This window comes from Pseudomonas hamedanensis (assembly GCF_014268595.2).
Taxonomy (GTDB): Bacteria; Pseudomonadota; Gammaproteobacteria; order Pseudomonadales; family Pseudomonadaceae; genus Aquipseudomonas; species Aquipseudomonas hamedanensis.
Genome location: NZ_CP077091.1, coordinates 3,148,617 through 3,167,823, shown reverse-complemented (window position 1 = coordinate 3,167,823; position 19,207 = coordinate 3,148,617). Strand labels below are relative to the sequence as shown.

At 58.7% G+C, this 19,207-nt stretch carries 16 protein-coding genes and 2 tRNA genes; 17 read left to right on the top strand and 1 reads right to left on the bottom strand.

Translation table 11 applies throughout. The annotated features are described in order from the left end of the window. Window positions 1–3: 3 nt before the first annotated feature. The 6 genes from dnaJ to HU739_RS13755 all read left to right on the top strand — a co-directional run bounded on the left by dnaJ (window position 4) and on the right by HU739_RS13755 (window position 7,593). Window positions 4–1,128, top strand: a complete 1,125-nt coding sequence (dnaJ, locus tag HU739_RS13780; RefSeq protein WP_186547350.1) for a molecular chaperone DnaJ — start codon at window positions 4–6, stop codon at window positions 1,126–1,128. Between the two features lie 9 nt (window positions 1,129–1,137). Continuing rightward, complete coding sequence (gene dapB / locus HU739_RS13775) at window positions 1,138–1,941, top strand: 4-hydroxy-tetrahydrodipicolinate reductase (protein WP_041477928.1); 804 nt, start codon at window positions 1,138–1,140, stop codon at window positions 1,939–1,941. Between the two features lie 257 nt (window positions 1,942–2,198). After that, the gene (carA, locus tag HU739_RS13770) at window positions 2,199–3,335 is read left to right on the top strand and encodes a glutamine-hydrolyzing carbamoyl-phosphate synthase small subunit (RefSeq protein ID WP_016771765.1); all 1,137 of its coding nucleotides are present in this window, start codon (window positions 2,199–2,201) and stop codon (window positions 3,333–3,335) included. 124 nt (window positions 3,336–3,459) lie between these two features. Continuing rightward, window positions 3,460–6,681, top strand: coding sequence for a carbamoyl-phosphate synthase large subunit (gene carB / locus HU739_RS13765; RefSeq protein WP_126360072.1), 3,222 nt, complete (start codon window positions 3,460–3,462; stop codon window positions 6,679–6,681). A gap of 2 nt (window positions 6,682–6,683) precedes the next feature. Beyond that, window positions 6,684–7,160: a transcription elongation factor GreA gene (greA, locus tag HU739_RS13760; protein ID WP_186547382.1), complete on the top strand. Its 477-nt coding sequence runs from the start codon at window positions 6,684–6,686 to the stop codon at window positions 7,158–7,160. Window positions 7,161–7,188: 28 nt separating this feature from the next. Continuing rightward, window positions 7,189–7,593, top strand: coding sequence for an MFS transporter (locus HU739_RS13755; RefSeq protein ID WP_186547349.1), 405 nt, complete (start codon window positions 7,189–7,191; stop codon window positions 7,591–7,593). Window positions 7,594–7,602: 9 nt separating this feature from the next. On the opposite strand, the gene HU739_RS13750 is transcribed toward HU739_RS13755, so the two are convergent. After that, a complete protein-coding gene (locus tag HU739_RS13750) occupies window positions 7,603–7,911 on the bottom strand; it encodes a YhbY family RNA-binding protein (RefSeq protein ID WP_186547348.1) in 309 nt (102 codons plus the stop codon). A gap of 101 nt (window positions 7,912–8,012) precedes the next feature. Here HU739_RS13750 and rlmE point away from each other — a divergent pair, with 101 nt between their 5' ends. From rlmE to infB, 11 genes are all read left to right on the top strand, one after another. Then, window positions 8,013–8,642 carry a 23S rRNA (uridine(2552)-2'-O)-methyltransferase RlmE gene (gene rlmE, locus HU739_RS13745; RefSeq protein WP_186547347.1) on the top strand — a complete coding sequence of 210 codons (630 nt, stop codon included), beginning with the start codon at window positions 8,013–8,015 and terminating at the stop codon, window positions 8,640–8,642. 202 nt (window positions 8,643–8,844) lie between these two features. Next, window positions 8,845–10,752, top strand: a complete 1,908-nt coding sequence (gene ftsH / locus HU739_RS13740) for an ATP-dependent zinc metalloprotease FtsH (protein ID WP_101158080.1) — start codon at window positions 8,845–8,847, stop codon at window positions 10,750–10,752. Between the two features lie 8 nt (window positions 10,753–10,760). After that, window positions 10,761–11,612, top strand: a complete 852-nt coding sequence (folP, locus tag HU739_RS13735) for a dihydropteroate synthase (RefSeq protein WP_186547346.1) — start codon at window positions 10,761–10,763, stop codon at window positions 11,610–11,612. Window positions 11,613–11,628: 16 nt separating this feature from the next. Then, window positions 11,629–12,966, top strand: coding sequence for a phosphoglucosamine mutase (glmM, locus tag HU739_RS13730; protein WP_186547345.1), 1,338 nt, complete (start codon window positions 11,629–11,631; stop codon window positions 12,964–12,966). Window positions 12,967–13,031: 65 nt separating this feature from the next. Beyond that, window positions 13,032–13,787, top strand: coding sequence for a triose-phosphate isomerase (tpiA, locus tag HU739_RS13725; protein ID WP_186547344.1), 756 nt, complete (start codon window positions 13,032–13,034; stop codon window positions 13,785–13,787). A 4-nt stretch (window positions 13,788–13,791) separates the two neighbouring features. Continuing rightward, window positions 13,792–14,175 carry a preprotein translocase subunit SecG gene (secG, locus tag HU739_RS13720; RefSeq protein ID WP_016771756.1) on the top strand — a complete coding sequence of 128 codons (384 nt, stop codon included), beginning with the start codon at window positions 13,792–13,794 and terminating at the stop codon, window positions 14,173–14,175. A gap of 22 nt (window positions 14,176–14,197) precedes the next feature. Continuing rightward, window positions 14,198–14,283, top strand: a tRNA-Leu gene (locus HU739_RS13715). Between the two features lie 97 nt (window positions 14,284–14,380). Continuing rightward, a tRNA-Met gene (locus tag HU739_RS13710) sits at window positions 14,381–14,457 on the top strand. Window positions 14,458–14,595: 138 nt separating this feature from the next. Continuing rightward, window positions 14,596–15,051, top strand: a complete 456-nt coding sequence (rimP, locus tag HU739_RS13705) for a ribosome maturation factor RimP (RefSeq protein WP_186547343.1) — start codon at window positions 14,596–14,598, stop codon at window positions 15,049–15,051. A gap of 51 nt (window positions 15,052–15,102) precedes the next feature. Beyond that, window positions 15,103–16,584, top strand: coding sequence for a transcription termination factor NusA (nusA, locus tag HU739_RS13700; RefSeq protein WP_024011569.1), 1,482 nt, complete (start codon window positions 15,103–15,105; stop codon window positions 16,582–16,584). A 27-nt stretch (window positions 16,585–16,611) separates the two neighbouring features. After that, on the top strand, window positions 16,612–19,143 hold the full coding sequence (infB, locus tag HU739_RS13695) for a translation initiation factor IF-2 (RefSeq protein ID WP_186547342.1): 2,532 nt from the start codon (window positions 16,612–16,614) through the stop codon (window positions 19,141–19,143). Window positions 19,144–19,207 lie beyond the last annotated feature (64 nt).

The following is a 19,207-nucleotide window of genomic DNA, read 5'->3' as shown; positions in this document are numbered from 1 at the left end:
CTTATGGCAAAGCGTGACTATTACGAAGTATTGGGTGTCGAGCGGGGCACGAGCGAAGCGGACCTGAAGAAGGCCTATCGCCGCCTGGCAATGAAGCACCACCCCGACCGTAATCCGGGCGACAAAGCTTCGGAAGAGGCATTCAAAGAGGCCAACGAGGCCTATGAAGTGTTGTCCGATGCCAGCAAGCGCGCGGCATACGACCAATATGGTCATGCCGGCGTCGACCCGAGCATGGGCGGCGGCGGTGCCGGTTTTGGCGGGCAGAACTTCTCCGACATCTTTGGCGACGTCTTCAGTGACTTCTTCGGCGGCGGTCGCGGCGGTTCCCGTGGCGGCGCCCAGCGTGGCAGCGATTTGCGCTACACCCTGGAGCTGAATCTGGAAGAAGCGGTGCGCGGTACTACCGTGAACATCCGTGTTCCGACGCTGGTCAATTGCAAGCCGTGCGATGGTTCGGGCGCCAAGAAAGGTTCGTCGCCTTCGACCTGCCCGACCTGCGGCGGTATCGGCCAGGTGCGCATGCAGCAGGGCTTCTTCTCGGTGCAGCAGACCTGCCCGCGCTGCCATGGCCAGGGCAAGATCATTTCTGATCCGTGCGACTCCTGCCACGGCGACGGTCGCGTCGAAGAATACAAAACCCTTTCGGTCAAAGTGCCGGCTGGCGTCGACACCGGCGACCGCATTCGTCTGTCCGGCGAAGGCGAAGCGGGTACCCAGGGCGGGCCGACTGGCGACCTGTACGTTGTCATCAATGTACGCGAGCACGACATCTTCCAGCGTGACGGCAAGCATCTGTTCTGCGAAGTGCCGATCAGCTTCGTCGATGCGGCGCTGGGCGGCGAGCTGGAAATTCCGACCCTCGACGGTCGCGTCAAACTGAAAATCCCTGAAGGCACCCAGACCGGCAAGCAGTTCCGCGTGCGCGGTAAGGGCGTTGCGCCAGTGCGTGGCGGTGGTGCCGGCGATCTGATGTGCCGTGTGGCTGTCGAAACGCCGGTCAATCTGAACCGTCGTCAGCGCGAACTGCTGGAAGAATTCCGCAGCTCCCTGGCCGATGACAACAGTCACTCGCCGAAAACCACCGGTTGGTTTGATGGTGTGAAACGCTTCTTCGGCGATTTGTAAGGAGTCGGCATGCGACGTATTGCAGTGATGGGCGCCGCCGGGCGCATGGGCAAGACCCTGATCGAAGCGGTGCAGCAAACGCCGGGCGCCGGCCTGACCGCTGCGGTGGATCGTCCTGACAGCACGCTGGTCGGTGCGGATGCCGGTGAGCTGGCAGCGCTGGGCCGTATCGGCGTGCCGCTGTCCGGTGATCTGGATCGTGTGGTTGAAGAATTCGACGTACTGATCGACTTCACCCATCCGACCGTGACCCTGAAGAATCTCGCGTTCTGCCGCAAGCACGGCAAGGCGATGATCATCGGCACGACCGGTTTCAGTGTCGAAGAGAAGCAATTGCTGGCCGACGCGGGCAAGGACATTCCGATCGTCTTTGCCGCCAACTTCAGCGTTGGCGTCAACCTGTGCCTGAAGTTGCTCGACACTGCTGCACGGGTGCTGGGTGATGATGTCGATATCGAAATCATGGAGGCTCATCACCGCCACAAGGTTGATGCGCCGTCGGGCACGGCAGTACGTATGGGCGAGGTGATTGCCGATGCGCTGGGTCGCGATCTGAAAAAGGTCGCGGTCTACGGTCGCGAAGGACAAACCGGTGCGCGTGAGCGTGAAACCATTGGTTTTGCCACTGTGCGTGCCGGCGACATCGTTGGTGACCACACCGTGCTGTTTGCTGCTGATGGCGAGCGCGTCGAGATCACTCACAAGGCTTCTAGCCGCATGACCTTCGCCAAGGGCGCGGTGCGTGCGGCGCTGTGGCTGGATGGTCGCGAGCCAGGTCTGTATGACATGCAGGACGTGCTCGACCTGCGTTGAGCCGTTGCTGAACCCGGTGCAAACGCCCTGTTTGCGCCGGTTTTTACCGCTTGGCGACGACCTGTCGCATTCTCCGGTCTTTTAGGCTCTTTAGCGGTGGACCAAAAACGCCCTTTTCTGTAAGCTACAGCTTTAGTGTGTCCACTAAAAGCGCGCAGAATAATTTCAGTGAAGAAGCGGGGTGACGTGTCCATACGTCACTCCGCTTTTTTACAACCTGCGATCGCCCTTTCATGCGTTATTTACGGGAGGTCTTCTTGACTAAGCCAGCCATACTTGCCCTTGCTGATGGCAGCATTTTTCGCGGCGAAGCCATTGGAGCCGACGGTCAGACCGTTGGTGAGGTGGTGTTCAACACCGCAATGACCGGCTATCAGGAAATCCTTACCGATCCTTCCTACGCCCAGCAGATCGTTACCCTGACTTACCCGCACATCGGCAACACCGGCACCACGCCTGAAGACGCCGAGTCTGACCGCGTCTGGTCCGCTGGCCTGGTCATCCGTGACCTGCCGCTGGTCGCGAGCAACTGGCGTAACACGATGTCCCTGTCCGATTACCTGAAAGCCAACAATGTCGTGGCGATCGCCGGTATCGACACCCGTCGCCTGACCCGCATCCTGCGTGAAAAGGGCGCTCAGAACGGCTGCATCATGGCCGGTGACAACATCTCCGAAGAAGCGGCCATCGCCGCTGCGCAAGGCTTCCCGGGCCTGAAGGGCATGGACCTGGCGAAAGTCGTCAGCACCAAGACTCAATACGAATGGCGCTCGACTGTCTGGGATCTGAAAACCGACAGCCACGCGACTATCGAAGCTTCTGAGCTGCCTTACCACGTGGTCGCTTACGACTACGGCGTCAAGGTCAACATCCTGCGCATGCTGGTCGAGCGCGGTTGCCGCGTCACCGTGGTGCCGGCGCAAACCCCGGCTGCCGACGTGCTGGCGCTTAAGCCAGACGGCGTGTTCCTGTCCAACGGCCCGGGTGACCCTGAGCCGTGCGACTACGCGATCCAGGCGATCAAGGAAGTGCTGGAAACCGAAACTCCGGTATTCGGTATCTGCCTCGGTCACCAGTTGTTGGCCCTGGCTTCCGGCGCCAAGACCCTGAAAATGGGCCACGGCCACCACGGTGCCAACCACCCGGTGCAGGATCTGGACACAGGCGTGGTGATGATCACCAGCCAGAACCATGGTTTTGCAGTAGACGAAGCCACCCTGCCAGCCAACGTGCGCGCGATCCACAAATCGCTGTTCGACGGCACCCTGCAAGGTATCGAGCGCACCGACAAGAGCGCGTTCAGCTTCCAGGGCCACCCTGAGGCGAGCCCGGGCCCGAACGATGTTGCGCCACTGTTCGACCGCTTCATCAACGAGATGGCCAAGCGACGCTAAGCGTTCGCCTTGAGACTGTAGAGAGAAGCGCTCGAGGGTGGCCCCGTTGACGGCGGCCCCTTCGGGACTTCAGAAATCGATCAAGACGGCTTGCCGACTGACCTGCGGATTTGAGTGACAACCCATGCCAAAACGTACAGACATTAAAAGCATCCTGATTCTCGGCGCTGGCCCGATCGTGATCGGCCAGGCCTGCGAATTCGACTACTCCGGCGCCCAGGCCTGCAAAGCCCTGCGCGAAGAGGGTTACCGCGTCATCCTGGTGAACTCCAACCCGGCCACCATCATGACCGACCCGGACATGGCCGACGCCACCTACATCGAGCCGATCAAGTGGCAGACCGTGGCCAAGATCATCGAAAAAGAGCGTCCGGACGCCGTGCTGCCAACCATGGGTGGCCAGACTGCGCTGAACTGCGCGCTGGACCTGGAGCGCGAAGGCGTTCTGGAGAAATTCGGCGTAGAGATGATCGGTGCCAACGCCGACACCATCGACAAGGCTGAAGACCGTTCGCGTTTCGACAAGGCGATGAAGTCCATCGGCCTGGCGTGCCCGCGTTCCGGTATTGCCCACAGCATGGAAGAAGCCAACGCGGTCCTCGAGACTCTGGGCTTCCCGTGCATCATTCGTCCGTCCTTCACCATGGGCGGCACCGGTGGCGGTATTGCGTACAACCGTGAAGAGTTCGAAGAAATCTGCGCCCGTGGTCTGGATCTGTCGCCGACCAAGGAGCTGCTGATCGACGAATCGCTGATCGGCTGGAAAGAATATGAAATGGAAGTTGTCCGCGACAAAAAGGACAACTGCATCATCGTCTGCTCGATCGAAAACTTCGACCCGATGGGCGTGCACACCGGTGACTCGATCACCGTTGCGCCGGCGCAGACCCTGACCGACAAGGAATATCAGATCCTGCGTAACGCCTCCCTGGCGGTACTGCGTGAGATCGGCGTCGAAACCGGCGGTTCCAACGTTCAATTCGGTATCTGTCCGAACACTGGCCGTATGGTCGTGATCGAAATGAACCCGCGCGTTTCGCGTTCCTCGGCACTGGCCTCGAAAGCCACTGGTTTCCCGATCGCCAAGGTCGCGGCCAAACTGGCGGTGGGTTACACCCTTGATGAGCTGTCGAACGACATCACCGGCGGCAAGACCCCGGCGTCCTTCGAGCCTTCGATCGACTACGTCGTGACCAAACTGCCACGTTTCGCCTTCGAGAAATTCGCCAAGGCTGACGCGCGTCTGACCACGCAAATGAAATCGGTGGGCGAAGTCATGGCCATCGGCCGGACCTTCCAGGAATCCCTGCAGAAAGCCCTGCGTGGTCTGGAAGTCGGCGTTTGCGGTCTCGACGAGAAGCTCGATCTGAGCAACCCGGAAAGCATGAGCGTGCTCAAGCGCGAGCTGACCGTACCGGGCGCCGAGCGTATCTGGTACGTGGCGGACGCCTTCCGCGCCGGTCTGTCGGTCGAAGACATCTTCGGCATGAACATGATCGACCCATGGTTCCTGGTGCAGATCGAAGACCTGATCAAGGAAGAAGAGAAGGTCAAGACCCTCGGTCTGTCCTCGATCGACCGCGACCTGATGTTCAAGCTCAAGCGCAAAGGCTTCTCCGATCAGCGTCTGGCCAAGCTGCTGGGTGTGACCGAGAAGAATCTGCGCACGCACCGTCAGAAACTCGAAGTGTTCCCGGTCTACAAGCGCGTTGACACCTGCGCCGCCGAATTCGCCACCGACACCGCTTACCTCTACTCGACCTACGAGGAAGAGTGCGAAGCCGCGCCGTCGGGTCGCGACAAGATCATGATTCTGGGTGGCGGTCCGAACCGTATCGGCCAGGGCATCGAGTTCGACTACTGCTGCGTTCACGCTGCCCTCGCTCTGCGCGAAGACGGCTACGAAACCATCATGGTCAACTGCAACCCGGAAACCGTTTCCACCGACTACGACACTTCCGACCGTCTGTACTTCGAGCCGGTAACCTTGGAAGACGTGCTGGAAATCTGCCGCGTCGAGAAGCCGAAAGGCGTGATCGTCCAGTACGGCGGTCAGACTCCGCTGAAACTGGCTCGCGCTTTGGAAGCGGCCGGCGTGCCGATCATCGGCACCAGCCCGGACGCCATCGACCGCGCCGAAGACCGTGAGCGTTTCCAGCAAATGGTCGAGCGCCTGAATCTGCGTCAGCCGCCAAACGCCACCGTGCGCAGCGAAGACGAAGCGGTTCGCGCTGCAGCGAAAATCGGTTATCCGCTGGTGGTGCGTCCGTCCTACGTACTGGGCGGCCGCGCGATGGAAATCGTGTACAAGGAAGACGAGCTCAAGCGTTACCTGCGTGACGCGGTGCAAGTGTCCAACGACAGCCCGGTGCTGCTCGACCACTTCCTCAACTGCGCCATCGAAATGGACGTGGATGCGGTTTGCGACGGCAAAGACGTGGTAATCGGCGCGATCATGCAGCACATCGAACAGGCCGGTGTTCACTCCGGTGACTCCGCATGCTCGCTGCCGCCGTACTCGCTGCCAGCGCACATCCAGGACGAGATGCGCGAACAGGTCAAGAAAATGGCTCTGGAACTGGGCGTTGTCGGCCTGATGAACGTGCAGCTGGCTTTGCAGGGCGAAGACATCTACGTCATCGAAGTCAACCCGCGCGCTTCGCGTACCGTGCCGTTCGTGTCCAAGTGCATCGGCGTGTCCCTGGCCATGATCGCTGCTCGCGTGATGGCCGGTAAGACCCTGAAAGAAATCGGCTTCACCAAAGAAATCATCCCGAACTTCTACAGCGTGAAAGAGGCGGTGTTCCCGTTCGCCAAATTCCCTGGCGTTGACCCGATCCTCGGCCCAGAGATGAAGTCCACCGGTGAAGTGATGGGCGTCGGCGATACCTTCGGTGAGGCGTTCGCCAAAGCCCAGATGGGCGCCAGCGAAGTGCTGCCGACCGGCGGTACCGCGTTCATCAGCGTGCGCGACGACGACAAGCCACTGGTTGCAGGCGTGGCCCGTGATCTGATCAACTTGGGCTTCGAAGTGGTCGCCACTGCCGGCACTGCCAAGCTGATCGAAGCAGCAGGCCTGAAAGTGCGCCGCGTGAACAAGGTGACCGAGGGTCGTCCGCACGTGGTCGACATGATCAAGAATGACGAAGTCACGCTGATCATCAACACCACCGAAGGTCGTCAGTCGATCGCCGATTCGTATTCCATTCGTCGTAACGCCCTGCAGCACAAGATTTACTGCACCACGACCATTGCTGCGGGCGAAGCGATCTGCGAAGCGCTGAAGTTCGGTCCGGAAAAGACCGTGCGCCGCTTGCAGGATCTCCACGCAGGATTGAAGGCATGAGCATAACCAAGTACCCGATGACAGTTCAGGGCGCCAAAGCCCTGGAAGAAGAACATGCTCACCTGACCAAGGTCGTTCGTCCGAAGCTCAGCCAGGACATTGGTACGGCCCGCGAGTTGGGTGACTTGAAAGAAAACGCTGAATACCATGCTGCGCGCGAACAGCAAGGCATGGTCGAGGCGCGGATTCGTGACATCGAAGGCCGTATGCAGAACGCTGTGATCATCGACGTCACCACCATTCCGCACACCGGCAAAGTGATTTTCGGCACAACCGTTGAAATCGCCAATGTCGAGACGGATGAAAGCGTCACTTACCACATCGTGGGTGAGGATGAGGCTGACTTCAAACTCGGCAAGATTTCCGTCGGTTCGCCGCTGGCCCGCGCCTTGATCGGCAAGGAAGAGGGCGACGTGGTCGCCGTCAAAACGCCAAGCGGCGTGATCGAGTACGAGATTGTCGAAGTTCGTCACATCTGAAAGAAGGCGCCCGCTGCATGCGGGCGCCATGCTTTGGCAACTGACCCAGATGCTTTGGGTCGGTGGTCTATGGTTGATTCACATCGGTTTGCAGCCGGCGTTGGGCCAGATCGGTCTGGCGCCGCTGTTGATCGACGAAGTAGCCAGCGCATTTGAAGTGTTGGTGGTGGGTTTCGCCGCTTTATGCGTGGTCTTTCAGGTTTTGGTGCTGGTACAGGCCGAGGGCCCTGGCAGTCTATGGCGGGATTTTCGCGGGCAGGTGCTGTTAATGGCGTTGTACGCGTGCGCGATGTATATCGCAGTGCGTGTCGGCTGGCCGGATGCGCAGCGCTGGCAGGTGTTCAGTTATCTGGTGCTGGGCTTTTCCGGGCTGGTACTGGTGATGCAGCCAGTGCCGGGATGGAGTGGCAGGGTGCGCGAAGCACACCCCTGACCCGGGTCATCACTTGAAGCGATGAACGTTCGACAGCTGCTTGTTGACGCTGAAGTTCTTGCGGTAAATCAGTGCCATCTTGCCGATGACCTGAACCAGGTCCGCTTTGCCGACCTTGCACAGTTCGGCGATGTGCGCCAGGCGCGACTCGCGGTCGAGGATATTGAGCTTGACCTTGATCAGCTCGTGATCCGCTAAGGCGCGTTCAAGTTCGGCTAACACACCTTCAGTCAAACCGTTGTCCGCCACCGTCAACACTGGCTTGAGGTGGTGGCCGATGGATTTGTACTGTTTCTTCTGCTCTGGAGTGAGCGGCATAATCTGACCCTTTCGTCTGGATTCTGTAAAATGGCGGCCATTTTACCCGAGGGTTCGTGGATCCGCCCAATTAATCACGACCCTTATCATCGAGGTGCCCAATGGCGCGTTCCAAGACAAGCCTTGGTTGGCTGAAAAGACATGTCAACGATCCTTATGTGAAGCAGGCGCAGAAGGATGGCTACCGCTCGCGTGCGAGTTACAAGCTTCTGGAGATCCAGGAAAAATACAAACTGATCCGTCCGGGCATGAGCGTAGTCGACCTCGGCGCGGCGCCGGGTGGCTGGTCGCAAGTCACCAGCCGGCTGATCGGCGGTCAGGGGCGTTTGATCGCTTCTGACATTCTGGAAATGGACAGCATCCCTGACGTGCATTTTATTCAGGGCGACTTCACTGAGGATGCCGTGCTTGCCGAGATTCTTGAGGCCGTGGGTAATTCACAGGTGGACCTTGTGATTTCCGATATGGCCCCCAATATGAGTGGTACGCCCGAAGTGGACATGCCCAAAGCCATGTTTCTCTGCGAGCTCGCCCTTGATCTGGCGGAGCGGATACTCAAGCCCGGTGGCAATTTCGTTATCAAGATTTTCCAGGGCGAAGGGTTCGATGTTTATCTGAAGGATGCTCGCAAGAAATTCGACAAGATCCAGATGATCAAGCCAGACTCCTCCCGTGGCAGCTCCCGTGAGCAATATATGTTGGCTTGGGGCTACCGCGGCGGTAATGAATAAAACGGGTTTTTTCGGTGGGGCGATAGGTTTTTCATATTTCGCTCTGCCTGCATAAGCGAATATTGTGTAGAAAGTGTTTCACAAAGGGTTACAGACAGCGCCTGCCAGAGTTGTAGGTAATGTAGTAAGTTAGGCCGGTGAATATCATGCGAAGCGCGCGCCAGTAGCGGAGCTTGCTTCAGAGGGTAGTTAATTGAACGATATGGCAAAGAATCTGATCCTGTGGTTGATCATCGCGGCTGTCCTGGTGACGGTGATGAACAACTTCTCCAGCCCTAACGAGCCGCAGACCCTCAACTATTCCGACTTCATCCAGCAGGTCAAGGATGGCAAGGTCGAGCGTGTAGCCGTTGATGGCTATGTGATTACCGGCAAGCGCACCGATGGCGACAGCTTCAAGACCATTCGTCCGGCCATTCAGGACAATGGCTTGATTGGCGACCTGGTCGACAATCATGTAGTGGTTGAGGGCAAGCAGCCTGAGCAGCAAAGCATCTGGACCCAGCTTCTGGTGGCCAGCTTCCCGATCCTGGTGATCATCGCGGTGTTCATGTTCTTCATGCGCCAGATGCAGGGCGGTGCCGGTGGCAAGGGCGGGCCGATGAGTTTCGGCAAGAGCAAGGCGCGCCTGCTTTCCGAAGACCAGGTGAAAACCACCTTGGCTGACGTTGCCGGTTGCGACGAAGCCAAGGAAGAAGTTGGCGAACTGGTTGAATTCCTGCGTGATCCGGGCAAGTTCCAGCGCCTGGGCGGTCGCATTCCGCGCGGCGTGCTGATGGTTGGCCCACCGGGTACCGGTAAAACCTTGCTGGCCAAGGCGATTGCCGGCGAAGCGAAAGTGCCGTTCTTCACCATTTCCGGTTCTGACTTCGTCGAGATGTTCGTCGGTGTCGGTGCCAGCCGTGTCCGTGACATGTTCGAACAGGCCAAGAAGCACGCGCCTTGCATCATCTTCATCGATGAGATCGACGCCGTAGGTCGCCATCGTGGCGCCGGTATGGGCGGCGGTCATGACGAACGTGAGCAGACCCTCAACCAGTTGCTGGTAGAGATGGACGGCTTCGAAATGAATGACGGCATCATCGTGATTGCTGCCACCAACCGTCCAGATGTACTCGACCCTGCGCTGCTGCGTCCGGGCCGTTTCGACCGTCAGGTTGTGGTTGGTTTGCCGGACATTCGTGGTCGCGAGCAGATTCTGAAAGTGCACATGCGTAAAGTGCCAATGGGCGACGACGTTGCTCCGGCCGTGATCGCACGTGGTACCCCGGGCTTCTCCGGTGCCGACCTGGCCAACCTGGTCAACGAGGCCTCGCTGTTCGCTGCGCGCAGCGGCAAGCGTATTGTCGAGATGAAAGAGTTCGAGCTGGCCAAGGACAAGATCATGATGGGCGCCGAGCGCAAATCCATGGTCATGTCCGAGAAAGAGAAGCAGAACACCGCTTATCACGAAGCCGGTCACGCCATTGTTGGTCGTGTCGTGCCTGAGCATGACCCGGTGTACAAGGTCTCGATCATCCCGCGCGGTCGAGCGCTGGGTGTGACGATGTTCCTGCCGGAAGAGGATCGCTACAGCCTGTCCAAGCGTGCGCTGATCAGTCAGATCTGCTCGCTGTATGGCGGCCGTATCGCTGAGGAAATGACCCTGGGCTTCGACGGGGTTACGACCGGTGCCTCGAACGACATCATGCGTGCCAGCCAGATTGCTCGAAACATGGTCACCAAGTGGGGCCTGTCGGAAAAGCTCGGCCCGCTGATGTACGCCGAAGAAGAGGGTGAAGTATTCCTCGGTCGCGGCGGCGGTGGTCAGGCTGCCAGCTTCTCCGGTGAGACAGCCAAGCTGATCGACTCTGAAGTGCGCAGCATCATTGATCACTGCTACGGCACCGCCAAGCAGATCCTCACGGACAACCGTGACAAGCTCGATGCAATGGCTGATGCGTTGATGAAGTACGAAACCATTGATGCCGAACAGATTGACGACATCATGGCGGGTCGTACGCCTCGCGAGCCGCGCGACTGGTCAGGTGGCACCGGTACGCCTCCGCCGCCCGTCGTGCAGGACGAGCGTCCGGAAAAACCGATTGGCGGTCCGGCTGCTGACGTTTAAGGCTTGAAATGACTTCTGTACAGTCCCTGACCCGGTTGCCTTGCGGCAACCGGGTTCTTGATTTGGCCCAGACGCATGTCATGGGCATTCTCAATGTCACTCCTGATTCCTTCTCCGATGGTGGCCGCTACAGCCAGCTCGATGCGGCGCTGCGTCATGCCGAAGCGATGGTGCTGGCCGGTGCGACACTGATCGATGTCGGTGGCGAGTCGACCCGGCCGGGTGCACGAGCAGTTTCGCCGCTGGAGGAGCTTGAGCGCGTAGCGCCGGTCGTCGAGCTGATCAGTCGCGAGCTGGATGTCATTATCTCGGTCGATACGTCGACCCCTGCCGTCATGCGTGAAAGCGCGCGGCTTGGCGCCGGATTGATCAATGACGTGCGCTCGCTCAGGCGCGATGGTGCACTGGACGCGGCGGCGGCAACCGGGCTGCCGGTCTGTCTTATGCACATGCTGGGTGAGCCTGGCGATATGCAGGACAATCCGCAGTATCAGGATGTCACCCGCGAGGTTGGCGAGTTTCTTGTTGAGCGAATGGCACAATGTGCGCTAGCGGGTATTCCTGCCGAACGTATCATCCTCGACCCCGGTTTCGGTTTCGCCAAAACCCTGCAGCACAATCTAAGCTTGTTCAAGCATATGGAAGACCTGCATGCGCTGGGGCGACCGCTGTTGGTCGGTGTGTCGCGCAAGAGCATGATCGGGCACGCCTTGAATCGTCCCGTGGGCGAGCGACTGTACGGCGGTCTGGCGCTGGCGGCACTGGCATCGGCCAAAGGGGCGCGTATATTGCGCGTCCATGATGTGGCGGAAACGGTAGACGTGGTGCGGATGATCGCGGCCGTGGAATCAGCCGAATAAGAATGATGGAGTACTTATGAGCAAGAAATATTTTGGCACCGACGGCATTCGTGGTCGTGTCGGTGTTTACCCGATTACTCCTGACTTCATGCTCAAGCTCGGCTGGGCGGCGGGCATGGCGTTCCGCAAGATGGGCGCCTGCAAGGTGCTGGTTGGCAAGGACACGCGAATTTCCGGCTATATGTTCGAATCTGCACTCGAGGCAGGCCTGACATCGGCGGGTGCTGACGTGATGCTGCTGGGCCCGATGCCGACACCGGCCATTGCTTACCTGTCGCGTACGTTCCAGGCCGAGGCCGGCATTGTCATCAGTGCCTCGCACAACCCCCATGACGATAACGGCATCAAGTTTTTCTCTGGCAAGGGCACCAAACTGCCGGATGAGGTCGAACTGATGATCGAGGAATTGCTCGATGCACCGATGACCGTGGTCGAGTCGAGCAAGATCGGCAAGGTGTCGCGAATCAACGACGCGTCCGGGCGCTATATTGAATTCTGCAAGAGCAGCGTGCCGACCGGTACCAGCTTCTCCGGCCTCAAGATTGTCCTCGACTGCGCCCACGGTGCGACCTATAAGGTGGCGCCCAGTGTTTTCCGCGAGCTGGGTGCGGAAGTTGTCGTGTTGTCGGCACAGCCAAACGGGCTGAATATCAACGACAACTGCGGCTCGACCCATATGGATCAGTTGCAGGCTGCGGTGCTGGCCGAGCACGCCGACCTGGGTATCGCGTTCGATGGCGACGGTGATCGGGTCTTGATGGTCGATCACACAGGCGCCATTGTTGATGGTGACGAACTGCTGTTCATCATTGCCCGCGACCTGCATGAGCGCGGAAAGCTGCACGGCGGTGTAGTAGGTACCCTCATGAGTAACCTTGGGCTCGAACTGGCCCTGGCGGATCTTTCGATTCCGTTCATTCGCGCCAACGTCGGCGACCGATATGTGATTGCCGAATTGCTGGAACGCGACTGGCTGGTCGGTGGCGAGAATTCGGGGCATATCGTTTGCTTCAATCACACGACCACCGGCGATGCGATCATCGCGGCGCTGCAGGTGTTGATGGCACTGAAGACTCGCAATGAAGGCTTGGCGCAGTCTCGTCAGGCATTGCGCAAATGTCCCCAGGTGCTGATCAATGTGCGTTTCGGTGGTGGCGAAAGCCCGCTGGAGCATCCCGCTGTGAAGGAAGCCAGTGCGCGTGTTACTCAGGCCATGGCAGGGCGCGGTCGAGTGCTCCTGCGCAAGTCCGGGACAGAGCCGCTCGTGCGTGTGATGGTCGAAGGCGAGGACGAAACTCAGGTTCGCGGCTACGCCGAGGAACTGGCAAAACTGGTAACTGAAGTTTCTGCCTGATACGGCTTGCCAGCCATGATTGTGTTGGGTAACATCTGCGCCCACTTTGACCGACGAGGTACAGCATGCGTCGCCCTATGGTAGCTGGTAACTGGAAGATGCACGGTACCCGCGCCAGCGTCGCTGAGCTGATCAACGGCCTTCGTCATCTGGCCTTGCCAAGCGGTGTTGATGTCGCGGTATTCCCGCCTTGCTTGCATATCAATCAAGTGATTGATGGCTTGAAAGGCAAGTCGATTTCGGTCGGCGCGCAGAATTCTGCGGTGGAAGCCATGCAAGGCGCATTGACCGGTGAAATTGCGCCGAGTCAATTGGTGGATGCAGGTTGTTCCCTCGTGCTTGTCGGGCACTCCGAACGCCGCCAGATTCTGGGCGAGCGAGACGGAATGCTGAATCGCAAGTTCGCAGCGGCACAGGCATGTGGCTTGATCCCGGTGTTGTGTGTAGGGGAAACCCTTGAGCAGCGCGAAGCCGGAAAAACTCTTGAGGTTGTCGGGCGTCAGCTGGGCAGCATCATCGAGGAGCTGGGTGTCGGTGCCTTTGCCAAGGCAGTCATTGCTTACGAGCCGGTCTGGGCCATTGGTACCGGACTGACTGCAACGCCGCAACAGGCTCAGGATGTGCATAAAGCCATTCGCGAGCAGTTGGCGGCAGAGAATTCTGAAGTCGCACGAGGTGTGCGGCTTCTATACGGCGGCAGCGTGAAGGCGGCCAATGCGGTCGAACTGTTCGGCATGCCGGATATCGATGGGGGGCTCATTGGTGGAGCTTCCCTGAATGCAGATGAGTTCGGTGCGATCTGTCGCGCCGCGGGAAACTGAAAAAATGCTGGAAACAGTCGTAGTCGTTTTTCATCTGCTGGGTGCATTGGGCGTAGTTGCTCTGGTTTTGCTGCAGCAGGGTAAGGGTGCGGACGCTGGCGCGTCTTTCGGAGCAGGTGCTTCAAATACTGTGTTCGGAAGCCAAGGTTCCTCTACCTTTCTTAGTAAGTTTACTGCTATACTTGCCGCCGGTTTCTTCATAACCAGCTTGGGGTTAGGTTACTTTGCTAAAGAGAAAGCTCATCAGCTAACTCAAGCAGGATTGCCAGATCCAGCAGTGTTGGAAGTACCTAAGCAACAACCGGCTTCTGATGATGTCCCGGTGCTTCAAGAGCAAAAGTCGGCTACTCCAGCGACTGACGTACCTCCAGCTCAAGAGCAGAAGTAAGAAGGGTTTCAAACGTAGTTTTGCCGAGGTGGTGGAATTGGTAGACACGCAACCTTGAGGTGGTTGTGCCCATAGGGTGTAGGGGTTCGAGTCCCCTTCTCGGTACCAATTAGTCAGGAGAGCCCGCTGTTGCGGGCTTTCTTGCAGGTGGAAGGTTACATTGACCCTAGAAGGGATCGGTCGTATACTTCCGCCCCAGCTTTGTCGCGGGGTGGAGCAGTCTGGTAGCTCGTCGGGCTCATAACCCGAAGGTCGTCGGTTCAAATCCGGCCCCCGCAACCAGTTTCAGGAGCCCCTTTTAAGGGGCTTTTTGTTAGCTGGACACTTCAACGCCGCTGTTCGACGGCGTTTCAAGGATGGGCGTTATGCCCATTTTTTTATTTTGCAAAGCATGCACATATCATGCACTAGGGGGTTCAGGTGTCGAGCAAGCTAGAAGAGTTGCAGGCCTTGCTGGCCCCGGTGGTCGTGGCCCTGGGCTATGAATGCTGGGGTATCGAGTTTTCGGCTCAGGGTCGGCACTCGATGTTGCGCGTTTATATTGATAAAGAGGGCGGCGTGCTGGTGGACGATTGCGCCATTGTCAGCCGTCAGATCAGCGGTGTTCTGGATGTCGAAGATCCAATTGCCGTTGAATACACCCTTGAAGTTTCCTCGCCAGGCATGGAGCGCCCACTGTTCACTCTTGAGCAGTTCGCCCAGTTCGTTGGTGAACAAGTGAAGATCAAGCTGCGCTCGCCTTTTGAAGGTCGACGCAACTTTCAGGGCCTTCTGCGCGGTGTAGAAGAGCAGGACGTCGTGGTGCAGGTAGAAGACCACGAGTTCCTGTTGCCGATCGATATGATCGACAAGGCCAACATTATTCCCAGTTTTTGACTGAGACGCGGATCCCGCGGATCCAATGGCTTGCGAAAGGCGAGGCGTACGATGAGCAAAGAAGTACTGCTGGTTGTTGAGTCGGTATCCAATGAAAAGGGTGTACCGGCAAGCGTAATTTTTGAAGCGCTGGAGCTGGCCCTGGCCACTGCTACCAAAAAGCGTTTTGAAGACGAAGTTGACCTGCGTGTGGAAATCAACCGCCACACCGGTTCTTACGAAACTTTCCGTCGCTGGACGGTCGTCGAAGAGAATGATCTCGATGATCCGGCCATCGAAACCTGGCCAAGCAAGGTTGCTGAAACGCATCCTGGTGCCAAGGTTGGCGACGTCGTTGAAGAAAAAATCGAATCGATCGAGTTCGGCCGCATTGCTGCACAGACTGCCAAGCAGGTCATTGTGCAAAAAGTGCGTGAAGCCGAGCGCGCACAGGTGGTTGACGCCTATCGCGAGCGCCTGGGAGAAATCATCTCCGGCACCGTGAAGAAAGTCACCCGCGACAATGTGATCGTCGATCTGGGTAACAACGCTGAAGCGTTGCTGGCCCGTGAAGACATCATTTCTCGCGAAACCTTCCGTGTCGGCGTGCGTCTGCGTGCGCTGCTCAAGGAAATCCGCACCGAGAACCGCGGCCCGCAGTTGATCCTGTCGCGTACCGCGCCGGAAATGCTGATCGAGCTGTTCCGTATCGAAGTGCCGGAAATTGCTGAAGGCCTCATCGAGGTCATGGCTGCGTCCCGTGATCCGGGTTCGCGCGCCAAGATCGCCGTTCGCTCCAAGGACAAGCGCATCGATCCACAAGGTGCTTGCATCGGTATGCGCGGTTCGCGCGTCCAGGCAGTATCGGGTGAATTGGGCGGTGAACGTGTTGATATCGTGCTGTGGGACGACAACCCGGCGCAGTTCGTGATCAACGCCATGTCCCCGGCCGAGGTTGCGGCAATTATTGTTGACGAAGATGCCCATGCCATGGACATCGCCGTTGGCGCAGACAATCTGGCTCAGGCCATCGGTCGCGGTGGTCAGAACGTACGTCTGGCCAGCCAATTGACTGGCTGGACCCTGAACGTGATGACCGAATCGGACATCCAGGCTAAGCAGCAAGCGGAAACCGGCGACATCCTGCGCAACTTCATCGACGAGCTGGAAGTCGACGAAGAACTGGCTCAGGTGCTGGTTGACGAAGGCTTCACCAGCCTGGAAGAGATTGCCTACGTACCGGTGGAAGAAATGCTCAACATCGACGGCTTTGACGAGGACATCGTCAACGAGCTTCGCGCTCGCGCCAAGGATCGTTTGTTGACCAAAGCCATCGCTACTGAGGAAAAGCTGGCAGACGCCCATCCGGCCGAAGACCTGCTCTCGCTTGAGGGTATGGACAAGGATTTGGCGATGGAACTGGCGGTGCGCGGCGTAATTACCCGCGAAGACCTGGCCGAGCAGTCTATTGACGACCTGCTCGACATCGACGGCATTGACGATGATCGTGCCGGCAAGTTGATCATGGCCGCCCGAGCCCACTGGTTCGAGTAATTAGGCGCGGCCTGAGGAGAGAAGTGCATGACGCAAGTCACGGTGAAACAACTGGCCGATGAGGTCAAAACACCGGTAGAGCGCCTGTTGCAGCAGATGCGTGAGGCAGGTCTGCCGCACACCGCCGCCGACGAAAATGTGACTGACAGTGAGAAGCAATCCCTGCTGACTCACTTGAAGAGCAGTCACAAGGCGAAAGTGGAAGAACCACGCAAGATCACGCTGCAGCGTAAAACCACCAGCACCCTGCGTGTGGCTGGTAGCAAGAGCATCAGCGTTGAAGTTCGCAAAAAGAAAGTTTTCGTACAGCGCAGCCCGGAAGAAATCGAGGCCGAGCGCAAGCGTGAACTGGATGAGCGTCGCGCAGTAGAAAATGCTGCCCGTCAGAAGGCTGAAGAAGAAGCCAAGCAACGCGCCGAAGAAGAAGCGCGTCGCCAGCCTGCTGCTGCGCAGAACGCTGCCAGCAACGCCGTTTCGGCGCCGGCTGCCGCAGCCGAGCCTGTTCGCGAAAGCGCACCGGTGGTTGCCGCTGCTCCAGCGCCATCGGCTGACGTTCGCAACAAGCAGAACGAACAGCGCCGCCCGGACAAGCCACGTGCAGACGACAACAATCGTCGCAGCGGTGGCGGCGATGGCGAGCGCAAAAACGCTCCGCATCGTGCTTCGGTCAAAGAAAAAGCCCCGGCGCCACGTGTGGCACCTCGTACCACCGACGAAGAAAGCGATGGCTTCCGTCGTGGTGGTCGCGGCAAGGCCAAGCTGAAGAAGCGCAACGCCCACGGTTTCCAGAGCCCGACCGGCCCTGTCGTGCGTGACGTGCAGATCGGCGAGACCATCACCGTTGGCGATCTCGCCAACCAGATGTCGGTCAAGGCTGCTGAAATCATCAAGTTCATGTTCAAACTGGGCACCCCAGCGACCATCAACCAGGTGCTTGATCAGGAAACTGCTCAACTGGTAGCCGAAGAACTGGGCCACAAAGTGACCCTGGTCAGCGACACCGCCCTGGAAGATTCCCTGGCCGAGTCCCTGAAGTTTGAAGGTGAGTCGTTCTCCCGTGCTCCAGTCGTGACCGTAATGGGCCACGTTGACCACGGTAAAACTTCCCTGCTCGACTACATTCGTCGTGCCAAGGTAGCGGCTGGCGAAGCCGGCGGCATCACCCAGCACATCGGTGCATACCACGTTGAAACTGATCGCGGCATGGTCACTTTCCTCGACACTCCGGGTCACGCTGCGTTTACCGCAATGCGTGCCCGTGGTGCCAAGGCGACCGACATCGTGATCCTCGTGGTTGCAGCGGACGACGGCGTGATGCCGCAAACCATCGAAGCGGTTCAGCATGCTCAGGCTGCTGGCGTGCCTCTGGTGGTTGCGGTGAACAAGATCGACAAGCCGGGCGCCGATCTCGATCGCATCCGCAGCGAACTGTCGGTTCACGGCGTGACTTCCGAAGAGTGGGGTGGTGACACACCATTCGTTCCGGTTTCGGCGAAGATGGGTACTGGCGTGGACGAGCTGCTTGAAGCCGTTCTGCTGCAAGCCGAAGTTCTCGAACTGAAGGCAACCCCGTCGGCTCCTGGCCGTGGTGTTGTGGTTGAATCGCGTCTCGACAAGGGCCGTGGCCCGGTTGCGACCGTGCTGGTTCAAGACGGTACCCTGCGTCAAGGCGACATGGTTCTGGTCGGTTCGAACTATGGCCGCGTGCGTGCCATGCTCGACGAGAACGGCAAGCCAATCAAGGAAGCCGGTCCTTCCATCCCTGTCGAGATTCTCGGCCTGGACGGTACGCCGGACGCTGGCGACGAGATGAGCGTGGTTGCCGACGAGAAGAAAGCCCGTGAAGTGGCTCTGTTCCGTCAAGGCAAGTTCCGCGAAGTCAAACTGGCTCGCGCTCACGCCGGCAAGCTGGAAAACATCTTCGAAAACATGGGTCAGGCCGAGAAGAAGACGCTTAACATCGTCCTCAAATCCGACGTCCGTGGTTCGCTGGAAGCGTTGAACGGTGCCTTGAATGGCCTGGGCAACGACGAAGTACAAGTGCGCGTAGTGGGTGGCGGTGTCGGTGGTATCACCGAGTCCGACGCCAACCTGGCACTGGCTTCCAACGCTGTACTGTTCGGCTTCAACGTGCGTGCCGATGCCGGCGCTCGCAAGATCGTCGAGCAGGAAGGTCTGGATATGCGTTACTACAACGTGATCTACGACATCATCGAAGACGTCAAGAAAGCCTTGACCGGCATGCTCGGCAGCGATGTTCGCGAGAACATCCTGGGTGTGGCCGAAGTGCGCGACGTGTTCCGTTCGCCGAAGTTTGGCGCGATCGCCGGTTGCATGGTGATCGAAGGTGTTTTGCACCGTAACCGTCCGATCCGTGTACTGCGTGAAGACATCGTTATCTTCGAAGGCGAGCTGGAATCCCTGCGCCGCTTCAAGGATGACGCATCCGAAGTCCGTGCCGGCATGGAATGCGGTATCGGCGTGAAGAGCTACAACGACGTCAAAGTCGGCGACAAGATCGAAGTCTTCGAGAAGGTTCAGGTTGCTCGCAGCCTCTGACTCGCGCATTTCAAGGGCCACGATGGGCCGTAGCATGCAAATGCACGGCACAGCGTCCGGACTC

Bases quoted from the DNA above. Each gene is read 5' to 3' on its own strand.
- dnaJ (WP_186547350.1), top strand. From the start codon at position 4: ATGGCAAAGCGTGACTATTACGAAGTATTGGGTGTCGAGCGGGGCACG.
- dapB (WP_041477928.1), top strand. From the start codon at position 1,138: ATGCGACGTATTGCAGTGATGGGCGCCGCCGGGCGCATGGGCAAGACC.
- carB (WP_126360072.1), top strand. From the start codon at position 3,460: ATGCCAAAACGTACAGACATTAAAAGCATCCTGATTCTCGGCGCTGGC.
- HU739_RS13755 (WP_186547349.1), top strand. From the start codon at position 7,189: ATGCTTTGGCAACTGACCCAGATGCTTTGGGTCGGTGGTCTATGGTTG.
- HU739_RS13750 (WP_186547348.1), bottom strand. From the start codon at position 7,911: ATGCCGCTCACTCCAGAGCAGAAGAAACAGTACAAATCCATCGGCCAC.
- rlmE (WP_186547347.1), top strand. From the start codon at position 8,013: ATGGCGCGTTCCAAGACAAGCCTTGGTTGGCTGAAAAGACATGTCAAC.
- ftsH (WP_101158080.1), top strand. From the start codon at position 8,845: ATGGCAAAGAATCTGATCCTGTGGTTGATCATCGCGGCTGTCCTGGTG.
- folP (WP_186547346.1), top strand. From the start codon at position 10,761: ATGACTTCTGTACAGTCCCTGACCCGGTTGCCTTGCGGCAACCGGGTT.
- glmM (WP_186547345.1), top strand. From the start codon at position 11,629: ATGAGCAAGAAATATTTTGGCACCGACGGCATTCGTGGTCGTGTCGGT.
- tpiA (WP_186547344.1), top strand. From the start codon at position 13,032: ATGCGTCGCCCTATGGTAGCTGGTAACTGGAAGATGCACGGTACCCGC.
- secG (WP_016771756.1), top strand. From the start codon at position 13,792: ATGCTGGAAACAGTCGTAGTCGTTTTTCATCTGCTGGGTGCATTGGGC.
- nusA (WP_024011569.1), top strand. From the start codon at position 15,103: ATGAGCAAAGAAGTACTGCTGGTTGTTGAGTCGGTATCCAATGAAAAG.
- infB (WP_186547342.1), top strand. From the start codon at position 16,612: ATGACGCAAGTCACGGTGAAACAACTGGCCGATGAGGTCAAAACACCG.